Consider the following 18,235-nt stretch of genomic DNA (forward strand, 5'->3'; position numbering starts at 1 on the left):
ACGCGCGGCAACATAGGAGGGCACTGATGTCGATGCTCTCTCCCTCTCTACGCAAACCACTCTCCCTCTCTGTGCGCCACTTTGGCCCGCTTCTGGTGATCATTGCCGCCATTTTCTGGGGCATTACCGGCGGACTGGGAGGGTGGTTGATGGCCAATGGCTGGGACCCGCTAACCATTGCCTTCTATCGTGGCAGCGTGGGCTGGCTGTTTGTGAGCGTCTGGTTGCTATGGCACCCCGGACACAGCGGTCTGAACAATCCCTGGCTGTGGCTCTGGTCAGTGGTCGCAGGCCTTGGCATCGCAGGAAATTTTACGTTTTACTTCATCAGCATCGCCCAGGGCAGTGTGGCTGTGGCCGCCACACTGATGTATTGCGCGCCCGTGTTCGTGTTGCTGATTTCGTTTGCCTTAAAGCTGGAAACACCGACTTTTGCCAAATGGAGTGCCATGGCGGTGGTGAGCTTCGGCATTGTTCTACTCACTCAGGTCTATCAATCCGGTGCCAGCCATGTCAGCTTTTTTGGGGTCATTGCGGGCTTACTGGCGGGGCTCGCCTATGCCGGGTTTATATTTGGCCTCAAATACGCTGCCCCCCACGGCAGTCCACAGGCCATACTGATGATCGCTTTTTCGGTCCTGGTCATCCTGCTGGCAGGCTTGGTGGATGGGCACGAGGTCATGGCAGCGATTCAGAGCCAGCATGTGTTGTGGTTTGCGGGCATTGGTGTATTGGGGGCGGGACTCTCATTCATTCTTTATGTGATCGGGCTACACCACACCGCGCCCGCCGTCGCTGCGATCATTGCCATGGTCGAGCCTGTGACCGCGTCCATTCTGGGCGTCTGGTTGCTCAACCAGGGCCTTGAACCGGTTCAACTTCTGGGCATGGGCCTGATTTTGGCGACGGTCACAGCACTCAGCCGTGCGTCGGCCTGAAACGCCGACGCGGGAAAAGCCCGCGAGGCTCAATTCCGATCAGGCTCCGACAAACCTGGCCAGAAACGCAGACGCCAGGCCGATCAACCCACCAAGCACGCCGCCCCAGATGACGAGCCAGCTCAGATGGTCCTTGATCAATGTCTGCACAATGACCTTGACCGATTCAGGGGTCAGCTCGGCCAGGCGTGCTTCAATGATTCTGGAAACGTCTTGCTGGAGCCTGTCAAGCACATCCGGACGGTCCATCTGACTGTTCATTTGCGCATGCAAAACGTCCTGAAATTCATCGGATTGCGTCACCTCCTGCAGCGCTGACTTCAAGTTGGTCAGAAAAGGCGTTTTCAAACTCTGCAAGGCTTTTTCGCCGCCAAATAGACTCAAAGCACCACCGAATTTGGAGGCCAGAATGACCTCACTGAGGCGATCGTAAGCGGGCGTCAGATCAGCCTGTTCGATCAATGGAGACAGATCGATGCGCTGCGTTTCGGTCTCTGAAAACAAAAACCGTTCAATATTGTCCTGAGTGAAAAACTGCGTCATCATCAAGCGATGCAATGCGGCGGTCACGTCATCAAAACGGGCAGCAATGACCCCGGAGCCGGCCATGCCCGGCACTTTTTCAAACAACATATGAATGGCCAGCGCATTGGTCAGGGCACCGGACAAAGCAAAGCCACCCGCCCAAAACGCCATGGGCCAATCAAAAATCAACCCGGCCAGCAACAACGTTATGGCTGAAAAATAAACCAGACTGACCAGGTTCATCGTGGCTTGCGCCCTTTTTTGTTGAAGCCGGGCTTGCCTTTGGCAGGCTGACTGCGGCTGTGCATACGCTTGCGCGTGGCCGCGTTTTTGGGCAAGGCCGCCTGATCGGGCCTGGGATCGGGTGGCAGCCCCACCTGGGTCAACAGCTCGTTAACCTGCTTCCAGGTCAGTTCGCGAGTTTTCCCCTGGCGCAAATCGCGTGGCAAGCTCCAGTCCCCATAGCGGGTACGGATCAAACGATTGACCTGAAGCCCGACGGCTTCAAACAAACGACGCACTTCGCGGTTGCGGCCTTCTTTGAGCGACACCTTCAACCAGTGATTGGCGGAATCCTGGTCCTGTTGGGGCAGGCGCGAAACCTGATCAAACGATGCGGGACCGTCTTCCAGCTGCACGCCTTTTTTCAATTGGGCCAGACGCTCGTCGGTCAATTTACCGAACACCCGCACCGAATAAACCCGGCTTAACTGCTGGGAAGGATGCATCAGGCGGCTGGCCAGCTCACCATTATTGGTAAACAGCAACAGGCCTGAGGTATTCAAATCCAGCCGCCCCACACTTACCCAGCGGCTGTTGATGATGCGCGGCAAAGCCGCAAAAACGGTGGCCCGTCCCTGTTCGTCCTGACGGCTGCAGACCTCCCCTTCGGGTTTGTTATACAGCAATACACGCGTCAGTTGCGGTGCCAGACGGGTGGCTTTGATGCGCTGGCCATCCACTTCAATCCGGTCAGAGAGATGGGCCCGGTCTCCCAGTCTGGCCGGTTTGCCATTGACCGAAACGCGTCCCTGTTCAATCAATTTTTCGACCCCGCGTCGGGATCCGACGCCGCCGCGTGCCAGAATTTTTTGCAACTTTTCCGTTTCAGAGGCGACCGTGGCCTGAGAGGGTTGCGAAATGGGTGTTTTGCTCATAAGCGAAAATTCCTTAAAAAGGCATTAAAGCCACGTAAATAACATCTGGCGCAGCCACAAAAACGGGCCGGAAATCAACGGGCCGAGTATGCCCAGAAACAGCAGGCCCAAAAGAATAAACAAACCATAAGGTTCCAGTCGATAATAATGCCAGACCCACTTACGAGGCAAAAACGCGGCCAGTACGCGGCTGCCATCCAAAGGCGGCAGCGGCAGCAGATTCAGGACCATCAGCAATAAATTAATGGTGACCCCCGCAACCCCCGCATAGAGCAGAAATTGCGCACTGCCCGTCCCCCCACTTTCAAGCGTGGCGCCCAGACTCATGGCCACTTTGATCAGCGCCAGCCAGCCCAGCGCCATCACCAGATTGGCCGCAGGCCCGGCAAGGGCGACCCAAGCCATATCACGTTGTGGACGTTTGAAATTGCGTTGTGACACCGGCACGGCCTTGGCCCAGCCAAACACAAAGCCGCCCAGAAACAACAGTGCCAACGGAACCAGGACCGTGCCGATGGGATCAATGTGTTTGAATGGATTGAGGGTGACCCGTCCCAGCATGCGTGCGGTCTGGTCACCCAGACGGGATGCCATCCAGCCATGCGCTACTTCGTGCAGAGTGATGGCCAGCAGTACGGGCAGCGACCAGACGGCCAGCGTTTGCATGGGGTTCAATTCAAACACAATGGCCTCCTGAATTCATTCGCCGGGTTGAGTAAACGCGCCCTGCCCCTGACGGATCAGTTGCGGGACATCGTCGGTGAAGTCAATGATGGTGGTGGGCTCAAATCCACAGTGCCCGCCGTCGACCACGCCATCCAGCGCATGGCCGATCGTTTCCTGAATTTCCCACGGGTCGGTCATCGGGACCGTTTCCCCCGGCAGGATGAGGGAGACGGTAATCAGTGGCTGCTCAAAACAGTCCAAAATCGCCCGGGCAACGGCATTCGGCGTTACACGAAGACCGATGTATTTTTTCTTGGGACTTTGCAGCCGTCGCGGCACCTCGCGACTGGCCGGTAAAATAAACGTATAAGGCCCGGGCAAACTGGCTTTCAGGTAGCGAAATTGCGTGTTTCCCACCTTGGCGTAGGAAGACAGATGGCTGAGGTCATGACACATCAGCGCAAAGGGATGCTTGGGATCAAGCTGGCGAATCTCACGAATCCGATCCGCGCCTTCCTTGTTGTCGAGCAGACACCCCAATGCGTAACCGGATTCGGTGGGATAGGCAATCACCCCGCCCTGCTGCAACAGATCGGCGACCTGCCCCACTAGCCTCGGCTGCGGTGTTTCGGGATGAATGGCGATGTACTCACATGCGTTCTTGGCCATATCGCTCTGTCTTTTCCTCTCTATGCGATGCTCTGGAGTGGTTTTTTTACCAGGCCTGGTCAAAACCGGACTGCATTATACGTCAGTTGACGTCTTTGCACAGGGTACCGATTCAAACTGCCCCCGGGCTGCCAACCATTCCCAAACCGGTCGACAGCGAGCCGGCAACGGCTGCAACCAGCCCAGGTTGCGCCAATGCTGCTCCGGGCGATGAAAATCCGACCCCATAGAGGCATAGAGACCGAATTTTTCAGCCCGCTGCGCCATGGCAAATTGTTCACTGCACACACGGGGTTGATTGACCACCTCCAGCCCCTGACCACCGGCGTTCACAAACTCAACCAGCATTTGATTCAGCTTGTTGGACGTAAGCTTATAAAGATGCGGATGGGCCACAATCGCCATGCCTCCGGCCTGCGTGATCCACTGTGTGATCTCTGCCAGAGAAGGCCAGACCACGTCCACAAACATGGGCTTGCCTTTTTTTAAAAACCGATCAAACGCTTGCTTTTGCGTGCTGACATGCCCTTGCGCCATCAGAGCCTGGGCAAAATGGTTGCGTCCGATCATGCCTTCCTTCACCTGCGGCAAGATGTCGGGCAGCAAAGACCAGCCTTTTTTCTGGCGAAACCGATCCTCCATTGCCAGAGCCCGTTTCCAGCGCAATACACGGTTGTATTGCAGCCCACTCTGCAGACGCGGATGGGTCACATCCACCCCCAGCCCCACCACATGAATGGTATGGCCGCGCCACTGGCAGGAAATTTCCGAACCGGGCACCAGACAGATACCCTGTTGCTGCGCACATTCTCTGGCCTCCTCATAGCCCTTTGTGGTGTCATGATCGGTAATGGCCAGATGAGTGATGCCCTGGCTGACCGCCCGGTCAATCAGTTCACAAGGCGTCAGACTGCCATCGGAGGCGGTTGTATGACAATGAAAATCGGGCTTCATGGCCCTCCTTTTGTTTCGACTCGAAAGCGTGCCCGGCCCTTTCCTTCCAATGAAAAGGCCGCTAGAATGATGTTTTTTATTCAGCGCACCGACTGAACTGTGACATCAGTGCCTGAGACAGTTTACCAGACGCCATCCCTGATCGGCGATCCGACCGTTGGTCTTGGCTGCACAAGAGGTATTATGAAGCTTTTATTTGATCTGTTCCCCGTCATTCTGTTTTTCATTGCGTTCAAGATGTATGACATCTACGTTGCCACTGCGGTCGCGATTGTCGCCTCCATCGCGCAGGTTGCATTTGTGTATGCCAAAAACCGCACAATTGAAAAAATGCACCTGATCACGTTGGCGCTGATTGTGATTCTTGGGGGCGCCACACTCATTTTCCAAGACGAAGCCTTTATCAAATGGAAACCGTCTGTGGTCAACTGGGGCTTTGCCCTGGTTTTTGCCGCCAGCCACTTTATCGGCAAAAAGCCGATCATTCAGCGCATGATGGATCAGGCGATTACGCTGCCTGCTCACGCCTGGACACGCCTCAGCCAGATGTGGATCGCGTTTTTTATTTTCTCCGGTGTGGCCAATATCTATGTCGCCTATCAGTTTGACACCGACACCTGGGTCAATTTCAAATTGTTCGGCCTGATGGGCCTGACGTTTGTCTTCATCGTCCTGCAAGGCTTCTACATCGCCCGTTATGTCAAACAGGACGAACAGGAAGAGACCGAGGCCAAGGTCTTTGACCGATCCATGGAAACGCTGGGGGATGCTGAAATGGATTCCGGCGCGATTCACCAACAAACTCGCACCGAACAAACCGATGACCAAGCCAATCGATCTGAAAAGGGGTAACCATGTACTACGCCATTTATGCCGAAGACGTTGCCAACAGTGTGCCTTTGCGAGCTCAGGCGCGTGACGCTCATATCGCCCGCCTCAAAGAAATGGAGGCGGCCGGCCGATTGATGCTTGCAGGCCCTTTTCCGAACGCCGACACCGACATCCCCGGAGACGCGGGCTTCAGCGGCAGCCTGATCGTGGCGCAGTTTGACTCGTTGGCGGCAGCCCAAGCCTGGGCTGAAGCCGACCCTTACAAAGCTGCGGGCGTCTATCAGTCGGTCACGGTCAAACCTTTCAAGCCGGTCTTACCGGCCAATATGACAGCCTGATTCACGGGAAGAGGAACACACCCATGCCCAATGTCGCCTACCTGATCCCCAAACGCCAACTCAAAAGCCAGCGTCCCGACCTGACGCCGGAAGACCCGGTCGAACTGATGGACATTGACCTGGTGGAAGTGCCACTGCTTGGCTGGACCTCCGCGGGTGATCCCATCCAGATGGAAATGGATTACGACACTGTGTCGGTGCCGCAATCCATGGTGCGCAAGGAAACCTTTGCCCTGCGGGTCAAGGGCGACTCCATGATTGATGAAAACATCCAGGACGGTGACATCGTGATCATCGAGCGCCGGTCTTCCGCTGAAAACGGTGAATCCGTGGTTGTTCGCATCAACCAGGAAGAGGTGACCATGAAAAAATTCTACATTGAAAAAGGCGGCATTCGCCTGCAACCGGCCAATGCCCGCCTGGAACCGATTTACATCACCAATGACCAGATCGAGATTCTGGGCATTGTCACCGGCATTTTGCGCCAACCTGATTAATGATGACCACCGCCATTCTGGTCACCGGGGGCACCCTCGACAAAGACTATGACGCCATCCGGGGCGAACTGGGATTTGCGCAAACGCATCTGCCGAAAATGCTCGAAACCGGCCGTGCCATCCCGGCACCCGAGGTGGAAATTCTGATGCTGAAAGACAGTCTGGCCATGACTGAGGCCGACAGACAAATCATCGTTGAGGCCTGTCTGAATCACCCAGCATCAAGACTGGTGATCACCCATGGCACCGATACCATGACCGACACCGCCAAAGCGCTGATGGAAACATCAAAACTGCATGTGAAAACGCTGGTGCTGACCGGGGCCATGCGTCCCTGGGCACTGGGGCGCTCGGATGCCGACTTCAACCTCGGGGCGGCTCTGATGGCCGCGCAAACCGCACCGAGCGGTGTTTACGTCTGCATGAACGGGCAACTGTTCACGGCCGATGATGTCCAGAAGAACCGCCAGACCGGCTGTTTCGAACCACTCACCGACGCATGAAACTGACGTTATCCTATCTGGGCGTGGTCTTCATCTGGGCCACCACACCACTGGCGATACAATGGAGCGGTCAGGACGACTGGTTTCTGGGCGTCGCCGGACGCATTCTGATCAGCGCCCTGCTCATCCTGCCGATTCTGATCTGGATCACACGCCGCCGCCTCACTTTTCAAGCTCAGGCGTTCAAAGTCTATGCAGCGGCGGCTCTGGGCATGCTCGGTGGCATGACCCCTATGTATTATGCGGCCCAGACCATGCCCTCTGGCTGGATTTCCCTGATTTTCGGGCTCACCCCGATGCTGATCGGTCTGTTTGCCGCCGGGCTCCTGCAGGACAACGTCATGACCCTGAAAAAATGGACTGGCATTCTGGTCAGTTTCAGTGGTCTGGCACTGGTGCTGGGCCCTCAATGGTCAGCGCAGCTAAACCCTCAACTGGGAATCGGTGTGGGACTGGCCCTGCTGGCTGCCGCCAGCCATTCCTTGAGCACCGTACTGGTAAAACGCTTTAACCGGACCTTGCAGCTTCCCAACACCCATATTGTGGCCGCTGCCGTCTGGCTCACCAGTCTGGTCTATCTGATGAGTGTGCCCGGCTTTGTCACACAATTACCCCAGTTATCGACGCAGGCACTGGGCGCCATTGTTTACCTGGGTGTTTTAGGTTCTCTGCTTGGGTTTATCCTCTATTATTATGTGCTTCATCACTTGGATGCAGTGCGCATCGGCCTGATTCCATTGATCACGCCGGTGATGGCCTTGTTGCTTGGGTATTTTCTCAATCAGGAACCACTGACGACGACCATCGCCGCCGGTGCCGCGCTGGTGGTCTTTGGGCTTTTAATTTTTGAATTCGGCCAACACCTCTCACGGCGAACGCTTCGTCTGATCACGGCCCGTTGGTTTTAACGCAGGGAAACGCAATGAATTATCAATTGCTGAAATTCATGGCTTTGCTGGAGGGCACCTCACTGTTGCTTCTGATCGGGATTGCCATGCCTTTGAAGTATGGATTGGGTTACGAACAAGCTGTGAGTGTGGTGGGCATGGCGCATGGCGTGTTGTTTCTCGCTTTCAACGCGGTGCTGGTCTATTATGCATTTCGCAGCCCCATGAACGAAATGCAGGCCTTCAAAGGGTTTATCGCCTCGCTGATACCGGCGGGCACGTTTGTCTACAAAGCCACGGTGATCAAACGCTTAAGCCAGCAAGACTCATTTTGACCAGGCCTGGTTAAAAAGCCACCGAACTCGTGCCTTCCGTTACAGGTACAGCTCTTTCAGGTACTGAAAAATCTGGCGACTGGCTTTTGGCGGCTTGCCAGCGCTGGCTTCACGCTGCGCATTGCGAATCAGCTGGCGCATGTGCGAACGGTCCAGCGTCGGGTCGGCGTCAATTAATGCCGACAGCGCCGCATCCCCTTCCGACACCAGACGATCGCGCCATTTTTCCAGTTTGTGCAAATGCGCGTTCTGACGGTTTGCGGCCTGTTCCAGCTCCAGAAACCGCTGCTTGATGCCGGGCAGAAGCGGTTCATTCTGGCGCAGCAGTTTGCCGACAAACTGTCGCTGTCGTTTGATTGCCGGCCCTTTTTTGAGCTTTCGCAATGTCAGCACCGCCGCTTCCACCTCGTCAGGCAATGCAAAGGTTTTGAGCGTCTCCGGGCTGAGGTCGGCCAGTTGCCCGCCCAGATCGGTCACTGCCTGGGCGGCCTTTTTGATGTCGGTGCGACTTTCAAACGCTTCCTGTTCCCAGTCCGGCGTTTCTTTTTCCGCTTTGTGTCGGTTCACATTTCGAGGTCGAACCATGCTGAGGCATCCTTAATTTGAATTGGTTTATATTGTGGCATTTGCCAGGGCTTCGCTCAGGTCATCCTCAGTCAGGACCGTCACACCCAGCGATTTGGCTTTGGTGAGTTTGCTGCCCGCATTATCACCAGCAATCAGATAATCGGTTTTGCCTGACACGCTGCCGGTCACCTTGGCACCGAGCCGTCTCAAGGCTTCTTTGGCTTCGTCGCGCGTCATTTGACTCAAGGTGCCGGTCACCACCACCGTCGCCCCATTCAATCTGGAATCCGCATCAACCGCTTCAGACGAATCCGCTGAGTCAGGCGTGGACCAGGTGACCCCGGCGGCCACGAGTCCTTCAATCACGGCTTGGTTGTGCGTTTCATTCAAAAACTGATGCACTTTTTGTGCCACCACCTCACCGATGTCATCCAGCGTCACCAGATCATCCACCTCGGCCTTTTTAAGGGCTTCCAGAGTACGGTAATGACGGGCCAGCGTATTGGCCGTGACTTCGCCCACTTCGGGAATGCCTAGGCTGTAGATAAAGCGAGCAAAAGTGGTCTCACGCGCCCGAGCAATCGCATGAATCACATTCTGAGAGGACTTCTCACCCATTCTGGGCAATGTTTGCAGGGTCTCTGCGCTCAGCTGAAACAGGTCATCGGGTCGCTTCACCCAGCCCCGATCCACCAACTGATCGATCAGCTTATCACCCAGACCATCCATATCGAGGGCTTTGCGTGACACAAAGTGATGCAGGGCGCGCTTTCGCTGCGCCGGACACACCAGCCCCCCCGTGCAGCGGTAGGCCGCCTTATCCGGATCGCGAACCACTTCCGAGCCGCATTCCGGGCATTCGGATGGCATCTCAAAGGCTTCTGTCTGCGCCGGACGCTGCGACAAAACCGGTCCCAAAATTTCCGGGATCACATCGCCAGCACGACGCACAATCACAGTGTCGCCAACCCGCACATCTTTTCGGTGAATCTCATCCAGGTTATGCAAGGTGGCATTGGAGACCACGACACCACCGACTTGCACCGCCTCAAGTCGTCCCACCGGGGTTAAGGCACCGGTCCGTCCGACCTGAATATCAATGGCCAACAATTTGGTCCAGACCTCTTCTGCCGGAAACTTGCGGGCAATGGCCCATCTGGGCGCACGTGCGGTAAACCCCAGTGTTTTTTGATAAGCCAGGTCATCAACCTTGTAGACGATGCCATCGATCTCGTAGTCCAGCTGAGATCGTTGTTCGCTCAACCAGTCGTAGTAACGATTCATGCCATCCAACCCCTGCACGGTTTGCGAACAGGGATTGAGCGGCAGCCCCCAATCCTTGAGCTGCGTCATCATGGCGGAATAGGTCTGCGGCCAGCTCAGCTGTTGATCCAACTCTCCCCAGCCGTAAGCGAAAAACGCCAATTGACGCTTGGCCGCAATGCGCGGGTCAAGCTGACGCAATGTACCGGCAGCGGCGTTTCGGGGATTGGCAAACGGTTTCTCCTCCGCCTGATGTCGTGCAGCATTGAGCGCATCGAAGGCGGCGCGAGGCATATAAACCTCTCCCCGCACTTCAAGCACCTCAGGCGGATGAGTACTGAACAGCTTTAGGGGAATGGCACGAATGGGGCGCACATTCTGAGTCACGTCCTCGCCCACTTCGCCATCACCACGCGTGGTGGCCTGGACCAGATTGCCCGCTTCATAGCGCAAATTGATCGCCAGTCCGTCCATTTTGGGCTCAGCGGCGAAATCAAGGGCTTCGCTCGAGCATGACAGGCGCTCGCTGATACGCTGGACAAATCTGGCCATTTCATCCGAGTCGAACGCATTGTCAAGCGACACCATCGGCACACGATGGCGCACGGTTTCAAAAGCGTCCAAAGGCACATCGCCTACGCGCTGAGTGGGCGATTCGGGCACCACCCAATCCGGATGCTCGGCTTCAAGCCGGGCCAGTTCAGCATAGGCAGCGTCATACTGGGCGTCACTGATCTGCGGATCGTCCAGCACGTAATACTGATAGCTGTGATGGTTGAGGGCTTCAACCTGCTTCAAGTAGGCCTGATAATCCGCCATGGCGTGATCAGACCGCGGACGATTCGTAGGCCACCGCCGCATCGCGCATGGCCTGCAAATCCGATTCCTTGATCAGGTGCCGGCTCTGGTCATAGAGTCGACCGTTAAGGCGTTGGGAGATTTTGCGAGCCATCATGATCATGTCGTGCATCACCGCCGGTGCTTTCACGGTTGAGGGCAGTTCCAGAATCAGAACGATCCCGGCGGTTTTGTGAGCATCGTTGGTGGGTTCATCAATTGGGAAGGTGCCAGGTTCCAACAGGCTTGCGACACGAATGATCTCGTTGCCGAGGGTGTCTTTTTTGACAAAAATCCCTTTTTCATTGGGAACCAATCCAACGCCCTGCAGAGTCTGGTTCACCCGAGGCCAAGGGAAGTCATCGGTGCCCATCACGATCAAGGCAAACACCTGCGGCGACACATCGGGCTCGGTCGTTGATTTCGATTCGGGTGCTGGAGCTGCCTCTTTGGGAATACCGAAATCTGGCTCATCGTCCACCGATTTGGGACGCGGCTCATCATGAACAGAACGCAACTCTTCATCCTGAATCACCAGATGTTTCGGTTTGCGCGGTGGTTCGTTGTTTTCAGATGTTTTAGGGCTCGGGACCGGTCCGAGTCCATCCAGCGCCAGTTGAGAATCAGGGATATCCTCTGGGTGCAGCGCATCGGGATCGTCTTCTTCATGCGCCAAACGTGCCTGAGTGCGCTGGGAAACCGGAATATGTGCCTCACCCAACTCATTTAAAGCACTGGACGCCGTTTTCTTGTCGGCCTCGTCGACCGAAGAACCAGGCTGGCCAACTTTGCTCTTTTTCTTGAATTGATTGAGTAACAGCAACCCGATGATGACCAGAGTGGCAAACCCCAGTAATATCCATTGCAATTCGTTCATCCGGTATTCCTCTGATTGGGATGGCACAGGTGAACAAGGCCGACATGATGGGCGTTCACGCTTTCTATTGATGTGCCGATTTTACTTTAATTACGCACTAAAAAAAAGCGCTTCGAGTGGTCGACTGACGCGATTGAGCCGCTAAAATAGCAATTTCATCCACTCAAAGGGAGACAGTCGTGAACCAAAAAAGCGCCGCACCATTGCAACAGGATGAGTCTTATCTCCTGGGCATCGACTTGGGGACGTCAGGGGTGCGTCTATGCCTGTATCGTTGCCGGGATCAGGCCGCTGAGGGACTGGCTGTCGCGAATTTTCATGACGCTGACGGTGCCTACGACTGCCCCAAAACCTGGGAGGCGGCTCTCATCCAGGCCTTCTCGTCCCTGCACCGGATGCACGGGGGCGCTCTGCGCCAAGTGATCGGCATAATGGCCGATGCCACGTCTTCCAGCGTCTGTTTGAGTCAAGATGGTCGCCCTGTCACTGACTTTCTGATGTATGACGACAAGCGGGCGCAACCTCAAGCAGAACGCTATGCGGAAACGGCCCCAAACGACAGCGCGGCGCATGGCGCATCCAGCACTTTGGCCAAAACCCTTTGGTTGCTGGAAAACACCGCTCTTTCGGATCCTGAGCATTCCCATAATCTGCGCATTATGCATCAAATTGATTGGCTGACGCATTGGCTAACCGGGCAAACCGACCTGGCCACCGACGCCAACAACGCGCTGAAACTTGGTTTTGACCCAGTGACGAATCAGTGGCCTCACTGGGTTCAAACTGAACTCCTGACAGATCGCGGAGCGGGTATCGGGATCCTTCCCTCTGTGGTGACACCGGGAACACCGCTGGCACCCATTGCTCCGACCCTCGCTGCCCGCTTTGGCATCTCGCCTCAAGCCTGTGTGCACGCCGGCACCACCGACAGCATTGCCGGTTTTTTTGCCACCGGCGCCAGCAAAACCGGGGAGGCCGTCACGTCCCTGGGTTCCACTCTGGCATTGAAACTGTTGAGCGATCGGCCGGTTTTCGCGCCGCAATACGGGGTTTACAGCCACAAAGTCGGTCCCTGGTGGCTGGCAGGCGGTGCCTCCAATGCCGGTGGCAACGCGCTGGTTACCCGCTACGGCCTGGACCCAATCAAGCATTGGTGCCAAAAGCCCCTCAGTGCTGCGGACATTCATGACCGCATCGGCGCTCTGGACTATTATCCGCTTAAATCAAAGGGAGAGCGTTTTCCATTCCAGGACCCGAATAAGTGCCCCGACTTTGAACCGCCCGCCCCGGATGCCTTCACGGAGTTTCTGGCCGCGCTGGCAGGCCTGGTAAAAATCGAAGTTCTGGGCTACCAGCGTCTGGCCGAATTGGGCGCGTCATCGGTTCAGTCCATCCACAGTGTTGGCGGCGGACTGAAAAACCCGCTGTGGCAGACCCTACGCAAGGAAGCGCTGCCCATTTCAGACATAGCCCCCCTACACGACCAGGCCGCTTTCGGGGTCGCTCGGCTGTTACACCTTGCCAAAGAGGGCTTTGATATCAGTCAGACGTAGCCTCCGATGCAGCACGCATTAACTGCTCCAACACACTCAAATTCACATAAGGGTGTTGACGCCCCAGCTCGGCACAACGCCCGCCCAAAACCTGATACGGCGTTTCCGGTTCACCCAGATCGCTCAGGGTCAGCAGCGCTTTGGAAAAATCATCATCGCGCGTGTAGTCGTTGATGGTAACCAGTGTCGGAACCTGAGCCGCCAAAGCGGAGCGAATACCATTGTCGGAGTCTTCAAAGGCCAAACACTGTTCCGGCGTCAAGTCCATGTTTCTCAATGTCCAATCATAAATGTCCGGCGCCGGTTTTTTTGCAGGGACAATGTCGCCGGCGGCAATCACTTCAAACCACGTCTCTGCGTTCTGTCCCAAAGTATGGGTAAGCAAGGCGGTGACATTGGCCGGTGTCGTGGTGGTGACCACAGCCATGCGAACCCCGGCGTCTCTGGCTTCATGAATCAGCCGTTCAACGCCTGGACGCAAGGGAATGCGCCCCTCACTTAAAAGCTGGGTGTAAAAGCGGGTTTTGGCCGCATGCAAGCCTTTGACAAAGCCATCAAAATCACCAGGCCTGGTAAAATCCGTATGAAAGCGATCCAAAAAATAACGAATCCGTTCTTTGCCGCCCGTCACCGCCAGCAGTTGACCGTACAAGGCTTCATCCCAGTGCCAGTCCAGACCGGCTTCTTCAAACGCCAGGTTGAACGCGACCCGATGACCGTCCTTTTCGGTGTCTGCCAGTGTGCCGTCGACGTCAAATAATAAGGCTTGCAACGCCATAAACTTGCTCCTTCCAAAATGCTACGGTTGAACTTGGATCGCTATTAAAGCCGATCCAATCTAATTTACAAGGGGGCCTGATCAAAAAACCCGGACTTAGCCTGACAAATGCTCGGGGATTTGAGCGGATTTTTGTTGTCACTGTCTGGAAAACTTGGTATAAAACGCAGTTAATTTCAACGAAGGCTTTTGCATCGCGCAAAGCTGCGTCAAGCTAAGGAAATCATTATGGGTGATTCAAGCGATTTTATTGAAAATTATCCGGCCTACCAGCCCAAACCGGGTGAAGAGTATATGAGCCCCGAAATGTTGGAGCATTTCCGTGAGAAGTTGCTGGCCTGGCGTCGTCAACTGGTGGCCGAAGCCACCACCACGGTCAGCCATCTGCGCTCTGACTCGTCCACACCGGCCGACCCGAGTGATCGGGCGTCGCAGGAGGAAGAATTTGCTCTGGAGCTGCGCACCCGCGATCGTGAACGCAAGCTGATTTCCAAAATTGACAAATCCCTCAAAGACATCGAAACCGGTGATTATGGTTTCTGTAAGGTCAGCGGGGATGAAATCGGCCTGGCACGCATGGAAGCGCGCCCGACTGCCACCATGACCGTTGAAATGAAAACCAAACAGGAAATGCGTGAAAAACAGGGCATTGCCTGATCTTTGACCCCTCAAACGACTGGGTGGGCCTGTGCCGGAACCAACGCCATCGCTGGAACAGAAAATTAAGTATTTGAGCGATCCGGCGGCTTACCCGCACCCCGTTTCAATGATCACGACCATTGAAACGCACATTTCCATTGTTTTTCTGACCGGTGAATACGCCTACAAACTCAAAAAGCCGGTCGATTTCGGCTTTCTGGATTTTTCCACGCTGGCACGCCGTCAACGGTTTTGCCAACTGGAACTTACCCTTAATCGTCGCACGGCCCCGGAACTCTATCTGGACGTCTGTGCTTTATACACCGCCGACCAGGGGGTGAGTCTGACCGCCGAAGGCGATGAACCATGCATTTGTGACTATCTGGTCAAGATGCGCCAGTTTGACCCCAACCAGGTGTTGGGCAAACAGTTATCCCCCTCCCATCGACTCACGCCTGCGCAAACGCATCAGCTGGCCAACACCATTGCCGACCTCCATATTCAGGCCGAAACCTGCCCGGCTGAAGCCCCTTATGGCCATCCTGATGACCTGATCCACCCGATGCTGGACAACTTCCCCACCTTGTTGCAAGATCTGAATCACCCCGAAGACCAGTATCGCTTGCGTCAGCTGGCCGATTGGACACGCCACCGCCAGAAAGAATTATGGCAGGCTCTGATGCAACGCAAACAACATGGCTGGATTCGCGCTTGTCACGGCGACTTACACCTGGATAACATCACACTGATCGACCAGACCCCCGTGCTGTTTGATGGCATTGAATTCAATGAACAATTCCGTTGGATTGACCCCATCAATGATCTGGCATTTCTCATGACCGATCTGATTCACCGGCGCCAATGGGACATGAAAAATGCGCTGCTCAGTGACTACCTCCAAACCACCGGTGACTATGCGGGCATGCTTTTCTTGCGGTTTTACCAGGCTTATCGCGCTTTGGTTCGAGCCAAAATCACCCTATTGCGTCGTCGCCAACTCCCCGCGGAGTCCGATCAGCACCACCACCTGACGCAAACGGCCAAAGATTATGTGCGTCAGGCTGAGGACGATGCCTATGACGTGTCACCGCCTCAACTGATCTTAATGCACGGGGTCAGTGGCAGTGGCAAAAGCACGGTTGCGCGCCGTCTCCTACCTTTTTTTGACGCGACGCCCGCCGTGATCATCAGTTCTGACATCGAGCGCAAGCGTCTCTATGGGATCGATCCGACGGCACGCGTCAGTGATACCGAAAAGACAACGCTTTATGGACCGGAAATGAATCGACGGACTTACCAGCGCCTGCATGCATTGGTTGATACGTTGCTTGCCAGTGGCTGCCATGTCATTGTGGATGCGACCAATCTCAAAGCCCGATTCCGCGAAGCATTTTTCGAACAAGCGCAAACGCACCAGGCCCGTTACAAGGTCTGCGGTATCCGTTTTAAAGGTGAAAATGACCAGGCCTGCCTAAAACAGCGGCTGAAACAGCGCGCGCAGGCGAATCACGACCCTTCCGATGCCGACGTCAACATCATGACCGGTCAGTGCGCACAGGTCGAAACGCCCGCTGCTCACGAAAATGCCTGGCTGTTCTCGCTTTCTCACATCGACAGCGATCTTCAGTCTGAAGCCTTTCGTCATTGGTTGGATCACACCTGAGCGTCGTTCAAGTTTCATCAAGGTCAGCCGTTAACCACGGTATGAAACGAATCCACGCAACCTATCTGCTGCCGCTACTGACCCTCGCCTGCTTGAGCAGCCTGGCCAGTCGGGTAATGGGGGCTGACAACCCGGCCAAGGTTGACGCTGTCACGCTAGCTGGCATTGAATTGGCCGACGCCACCATGGAAAGTGTCCGCAAACATTTATGGCAGGTCGGCGGTTTTACCCTGGCGCGCAAATCCAACGGCCACAACCTGGACAAATTTTTCACCCGTACACGCATGGAAGACAGTTATTACCTACGGTTTCGCTATGATCCTCAAGGCAAGCTGGTATCGGCTTACCGCTTGTACCGCCCGCAAAGCACACATCAGAGCAACCATCGTGGCCCCATTCAAACCCGACAGGTGGCACGTGACCTGATTCGCGATCTGGGCCAGCCCACACGAACCGAATACAAAACCTGGGCAGGCATGCCCGGCTATCGCGCTTATGTCTGGGAAGGGGAAACGGTTCGCATCCGAGTGGATCGGGTCGGCAGCGACCCTCTGAGCCCGGTGTTTGTTGAATACGCGCTGGAGCGTGATCCCTACGCAGTGGATCCGGCACTTGCCTTACGCCAGGCACAGAACTAGAATGAAAGTTAGGGTCGTCAAGGTCGTCAGACTCTGAGTAAAGGAGGCCGTATGGAAATCAATGGGCAAAACGCCGCTTATCAGGCGATGCAAGGCATGCAGGATGGCTTTCAGCGTTTGAATCAGAATGCTCAGGTTCTGGCCACGCCCGCTCACCCAGATCAATCGGAATCACTGGTCAACCTCAACCAGAACGAAACTCAGGTGCAAAGCAACGCCAAAGCCGTCAAAGCATACGATGACATGCTGGGCACATTGATTGACATTATGGCCTAGCCCGAATATTTAACAAATTTGCACCGACCTTGCTTGCCCCTTGAATTACACAAGCAATATTTCCTCAGTCGGTCGTAATCATGGATACGACGCTTCTTCGTAAATTTCCTTGTGAAACGAAGAACTCGACGCCCGAAGGGGTAAGTCGAGAAAACAAGTTCCTGCGCAATCTCAGCACAAATTCATGAAACATTCGGGCTAGTATTCGCGGCCACCAACCGACACACCTTTCTCAGCAAAACGACTGTGTCACCACGTCCTGCGTCTTCAAAAACGCTCGCACTGCTGGCCACGCCTGTTCACAGTGCTCAAACGCGTGACTCCCACCATCAAACCAGGCAATACTGACTTGCTCGAAGGGTTCATAAACCACTCGCGTCTGCGCCGAATCAATCACCTCATCCCCGCCATCCAACAGAATTAATGACGGTGCCACCTCTGAAGGCGATACCTCATACTGCTTCAAAGACCGCAAATAATCGGTATTGATCCGAATGGTCTCCCCGGTGTGCGGGTGAATGTATTCACCATAATAGGGTTCAAACACCGCATCCAGGGCCAAAGCTGGGTTGATCCAGATCGAGGGCAACCCATAGCGCGCGCCCAGCCACCTTGCCCAATAGCCGCCCAGTGAAGACCCCATAATGGCGCGGATTGGCTCCGAGCTGGCCTGTGCCGATTCAAGCACGCGACACAGATAGCGCGCACTTTTTTCAGGGGCCGATTGCGGCCAGGTCGGACGGGCAAATGCCTCTGACAGACAGCGTGTAACGCGTGCGTCAAACCACCGCCCTTTCGCGCTTTCCCCGCTGCTTAAAAAGCCATGCAGATACAAAATCATGGT

The 18,235-nt window shown here is 55.4% G+C and carries 22 protein-coding genes; 12 read left to right on the forward strand and 10 right to left on the reverse strand.

From position 1 onward, the window contains the following. Positions 1-26 precede the first annotated feature (26 nt). Positions 27-938, forward strand: coding sequence for a DMT family transporter (locus AVO41_RS06330; protein WP_082676590.1), 912 nt, complete (start codon positions 27-29; stop codon positions 936-938). 39 nt (positions 939-977) lie between these two features. On the opposite strand, the gene AVO41_RS06335 is transcribed toward AVO41_RS06330, so the two are convergent. From AVO41_RS06335 to AVO41_RS06355, 5 genes are all read right to left on the reverse strand, one after another. Next, entirely contained in the window at positions 978-1,706 is a 729-nt protein-coding gene (locus AVO41_RS06335; protein ID WP_068584357.1) for a DUF445 family protein, read from the reverse strand. After that, a complete protein-coding gene (gene rluB / locus AVO41_RS06340; RefSeq protein ID WP_068584359.1) occupies positions 1,703-2,620 on the reverse strand; it encodes a 23S rRNA pseudouridine(2605) synthase RluB in 918 nt (305 codons plus the stop codon). Before rluB ends, AVO41_RS06335 begins: the two co-directional genes overlap by 4 nt. 24 nt (positions 2,621-2,644) lie before the next feature. Further along, entirely contained in the window at positions 2,645-3,304 is a 660-nt protein-coding gene (locus tag AVO41_RS06345; RefSeq protein WP_201022856.1) for a site-2 protease family protein, read from the reverse strand. 15 nt (positions 3,305-3,319) lie between these two features. Further along, positions 3,320-3,955 (reverse strand): L-threonylcarbamoyladenylate synthase, encoded by a 636-nt coding sequence (locus AVO41_RS06350; protein ID WP_068584361.1) that lies wholly within the window; start codon positions 3,953-3,955, stop codon positions 3,320-3,322. 75 nt (positions 3,956-4,030) lie between these two features. Then, on the reverse strand, positions 4,031-4,909 hold the full coding sequence (locus tag AVO41_RS06355) for a PHP domain-containing protein (RefSeq protein WP_068584364.1): 879 nt from the start codon (positions 4,907-4,909) through the stop codon (positions 4,031-4,033). Between the two features lie 183 nt (positions 4,910-5,092). Between AVO41_RS06355 and AVO41_RS06360 the strand changes: the two genes are divergently transcribed. From AVO41_RS06360 to AVO41_RS06385, 6 genes are read left to right on the forward strand one after another with little or no spacing between them, the layout of a single operon-like run. Then, the gene (locus AVO41_RS06360) at positions 5,093-5,761 is read left to right on the forward strand and encodes a septation protein A (protein WP_068584367.1); all 669 of its coding nucleotides are present in this window, start codon (positions 5,093-5,095) and stop codon (positions 5,759-5,761) included. Between the two features lie 2 nt (positions 5,762-5,763). After that, positions 5,764-6,078 (forward strand): YciI family protein, encoded by a 315-nt coding sequence (locus tag AVO41_RS06365; protein ID WP_068584370.1) that lies wholly within the window; start codon positions 5,764-5,766, stop codon positions 6,076-6,078. A 23-nt stretch (positions 6,079-6,101) separates the two neighbouring features. Continuing rightward, positions 6,102-6,575: a transcriptional repressor LexA gene (lexA, locus tag AVO41_RS06370; protein WP_068584373.1), complete on the forward strand. Its 474-nt coding sequence runs from the start codon at positions 6,102-6,104 to the stop codon at positions 6,573-6,575. Between the two features lie 2 nt (positions 6,576-6,577). After that, positions 6,578-7,078: an asparaginase domain-containing protein gene (locus tag AVO41_RS06375; protein ID WP_235584682.1), complete on the forward strand. Its 501-nt coding sequence runs from the start codon at positions 6,578-6,580 to the stop codon at positions 7,076-7,078. After that, a complete protein-coding gene (locus tag AVO41_RS06380) occupies positions 7,075-7,986 on the forward strand; it encodes a DMT family transporter (protein ID WP_068584379.1) in 912 nt (303 codons plus the stop codon). The genes AVO41_RS06375 and AVO41_RS06380 overlap by 4 nt, the downstream gene beginning before the upstream one ends. A gap of 14 nt (positions 7,987-8,000) precedes the next feature. Continuing rightward, positions 8,001-8,300, forward strand: a complete 300-nt coding sequence (locus AVO41_RS06385; RefSeq protein WP_068584381.1) for a DUF3817 domain-containing protein — start codon at positions 8,001-8,003, stop codon at positions 8,298-8,300. Between the two features lie 39 nt (positions 8,301-8,339). Here AVO41_RS06385 and yjgA read toward each other — a convergent pair whose 3' ends face one another. Genes yjgA through AVO41_RS06400 form a run of 3 tightly spaced genes read right to left on the reverse strand, consistent with a single transcriptional unit; the run spans position 8,340 to position 11,844 of the window. Then, positions 8,340-8,885, reverse strand: a complete 546-nt coding sequence (yjgA, locus tag AVO41_RS06390; RefSeq protein WP_068584384.1) for a ribosome biogenesis factor YjgA — start codon at positions 8,883-8,885, stop codon at positions 8,340-8,342. A 27-nt stretch (positions 8,886-8,912) separates the two neighbouring features. Continuing rightward, positions 8,913-10,949, reverse strand: coding sequence for an NAD-dependent DNA ligase LigA (ligA, locus tag AVO41_RS06395; RefSeq protein WP_082676626.1), 2,037 nt, complete (start codon positions 10,947-10,949; stop codon positions 8,913-8,915). A 7-nt stretch (positions 10,950-10,956) separates the two neighbouring features. Next, a complete protein-coding gene (locus AVO41_RS06400) occupies positions 10,957-11,844 on the reverse strand; it encodes a cell division protein ZipA C-terminal FtsZ-binding domain-containing protein (protein ID WP_068584390.1) in 888 nt (295 codons plus the stop codon). 179 nt (positions 11,845-12,023) lie between these two features. Between AVO41_RS06400 and AVO41_RS06405 the strand changes: the two genes are divergently transcribed. Next, positions 12,024-13,397, forward strand: a complete 1,374-nt coding sequence (locus tag AVO41_RS06405) for an FGGY-family carbohydrate kinase (RefSeq protein ID WP_068584393.1) — start codon at positions 12,024-12,026, stop codon at positions 13,395-13,397. Here AVO41_RS06405 and AVO41_RS06410 read toward each other — a convergent pair. After that, entirely contained in the window at positions 13,384-14,175 is a 792-nt protein-coding gene (locus AVO41_RS06410; RefSeq protein ID WP_068584396.1) for an HAD family hydrolase, read from the reverse strand. The two genes, AVO41_RS06405 and AVO41_RS06410, sit on opposite strands and share 14 nt — an antisense overlap. A 228-nt stretch (positions 14,176-14,403) precedes the next feature. Here AVO41_RS06410 and dksA point away from each other — a divergent pair, with 228 nt between their 5' ends. From dksA to AVO41_RS06430, 4 genes are read left to right on the forward strand one after another with little or no spacing between them, the layout of a single operon-like run. Then, positions 14,404-14,832: an RNA polymerase-binding protein DksA gene (gene dksA / locus AVO41_RS06415; protein WP_068584398.1), complete on the forward strand. Its 429-nt coding sequence runs from the start codon at positions 14,404-14,406 to the stop codon at positions 14,830-14,832. 31 nt (positions 14,833-14,863) lie between these two features. Next, positions 14,864-16,477 (forward strand): bifunctional aminoglycoside phosphotransferase/ATP-binding protein, encoded by a 1,614-nt coding sequence (locus AVO41_RS06420; RefSeq protein ID WP_235584683.1) that lies wholly within the window; start codon positions 14,864-14,866, stop codon positions 16,475-16,477. A 41-nt stretch (positions 16,478-16,518) separates the two neighbouring features. After that, entirely contained in the window at positions 16,519-17,115 is a 597-nt protein-coding gene (locus AVO41_RS06425; RefSeq protein ID WP_068584401.1) for a hypothetical protein, read from the forward strand. Positions 17,116-17,166: 51 nt separating this feature from the next. Further along, positions 17,167-17,391, forward strand: a complete 225-nt coding sequence (locus AVO41_RS06430; RefSeq protein ID WP_068584404.1) for a hypothetical protein — start codon at positions 17,167-17,169, stop codon at positions 17,389-17,391. Between the two features lie 232 nt (positions 17,392-17,623). Here the strand turns inward: AVO41_RS06430 and AVO41_RS06435 are convergent, their stop codons facing one another. Further along, positions 17,624-18,232, reverse strand: coding sequence for a YqiA/YcfP family alpha/beta fold hydrolase (locus AVO41_RS06435; RefSeq protein WP_068584407.1), 609 nt, complete (start codon positions 18,230-18,232; stop codon positions 17,624-17,626). Positions 18,233-18,235: the final 3 nt, after the last annotated feature.

Origin of the sequence: Thiomicrospira sp. WB1 (genome assembly GCF_001507535.1) — a bacterium.
Classification (GTDB): domain Bacteria; phylum Pseudomonadota; class Gammaproteobacteria; order Thiomicrospirales; family Thiomicrospiraceae; genus Hydrogenovibrio.

What these genes read in the sequence shown, in the direction of transcription:
- AVO41_RS06330 (WP_082676590.1), top strand. Translation starts at nt 27, where the DNA reads ATGTCGATGCTCTCTCCCTCTCTACGCAAACCACTCTCCCTCTCTGTG.
- AVO41_RS06335 (WP_068584357.1), bottom strand. Translation starts at nt 1,706, where the DNA reads ATGAACCTGGTCAGTCTGGTTTATTTTTCAGCCATAACGTTGTTGCTG.
- rluB (WP_068584359.1), bottom strand. Translation starts at nt 2,620, where the DNA reads ATGAGCAAAACACCCATTTCGCAACCCTCTCAGGCCACGGTCGCCTCT.
- AVO41_RS06350 (WP_068584361.1), bottom strand. Translation starts at nt 3,955, where the DNA reads ATGGCCAAGAACGCATGTGAGTACATCGCCATTCATCCCGAAACACCG.
- AVO41_RS06355 (WP_068584364.1), bottom strand. Translation starts at nt 4,909, where the DNA reads ATGAAGCCCGATTTTCATTGTCATACAACCGCCTCCGATGGCAGTCTG.
- AVO41_RS06360 (WP_068584367.1), top strand. Translation starts at nt 5,093, where the DNA reads ATGAAGCTTTTATTTGATCTGTTCCCCGTCATTCTGTTTTTCATTGCG.
- AVO41_RS06365 (WP_068584370.1), top strand. Translation starts at nt 5,764, where the DNA reads ATGTACTACGCCATTTATGCCGAAGACGTTGCCAACAGTGTGCCTTTG.
- lexA (WP_068584373.1), top strand. Translation starts at nt 6,102, where the DNA reads ATGCCCAATGTCGCCTACCTGATCCCCAAACGCCAACTCAAAAGCCAG.
- AVO41_RS06375 (WP_235584682.1), top strand. Translation starts at nt 6,578, where the DNA reads ATGACCACCGCCATTCTGGTCACCGGGGGCACCCTCGACAAAGACTAT.
- AVO41_RS06380 (WP_068584379.1), top strand. Translation starts at nt 7,075, where the DNA reads ATGAAACTGACGTTATCCTATCTGGGCGTGGTCTTCATCTGGGCCACC.
- AVO41_RS06385 (WP_068584381.1), top strand. Translation starts at nt 8,001, where the DNA reads ATGAATTATCAATTGCTGAAATTCATGGCTTTGCTGGAGGGCACCTCA.
- yjgA (WP_068584384.1), bottom strand. Translation starts at nt 8,885, where the DNA reads ATGGTTCGACCTCGAAATGTGAACCGACACAAAGCGGAAAAAGAAACG.
- ligA (WP_082676626.1), bottom strand. Translation starts at nt 10,949, where the DNA reads ATGGCGGATTATCAGGCCTACTTGAAGCAGGTTGAAGCCCTCAACCAT.
- AVO41_RS06400 (WP_068584390.1), bottom strand. Translation starts at nt 11,844, where the DNA reads ATGAACGAATTGCAATGGATATTACTGGGGTTTGCCACTCTGGTCATC.
- AVO41_RS06410 (WP_068584396.1), bottom strand. Translation starts at nt 14,175, where the DNA reads ATGGCGTTGCAAGCCTTATTATTTGACGTCGACGGCACACTGGCAGAC.
- dksA (WP_068584398.1), top strand. Translation starts at nt 14,404, where the DNA reads ATGGGTGATTCAAGCGATTTTATTGAAAATTATCCGGCCTACCAGCCC.
- AVO41_RS06425 (WP_068584401.1), top strand. Translation starts at nt 16,519, where the DNA reads ATGAAACGAATCCACGCAACCTATCTGCTGCCGCTACTGACCCTCGCC.
- AVO41_RS06430 (WP_068584404.1), top strand. Translation starts at nt 17,167, where the DNA reads ATGGAAATCAATGGGCAAAACGCCGCTTATCAGGCGATGCAAGGCATG.
- AVO41_RS06435 (WP_068584407.1), bottom strand. Translation starts at nt 18,232, where the DNA reads ATGATTTTGTATCTGCATGGCTTTTTAAGCAGCGGGGAAAGCGCGAAA.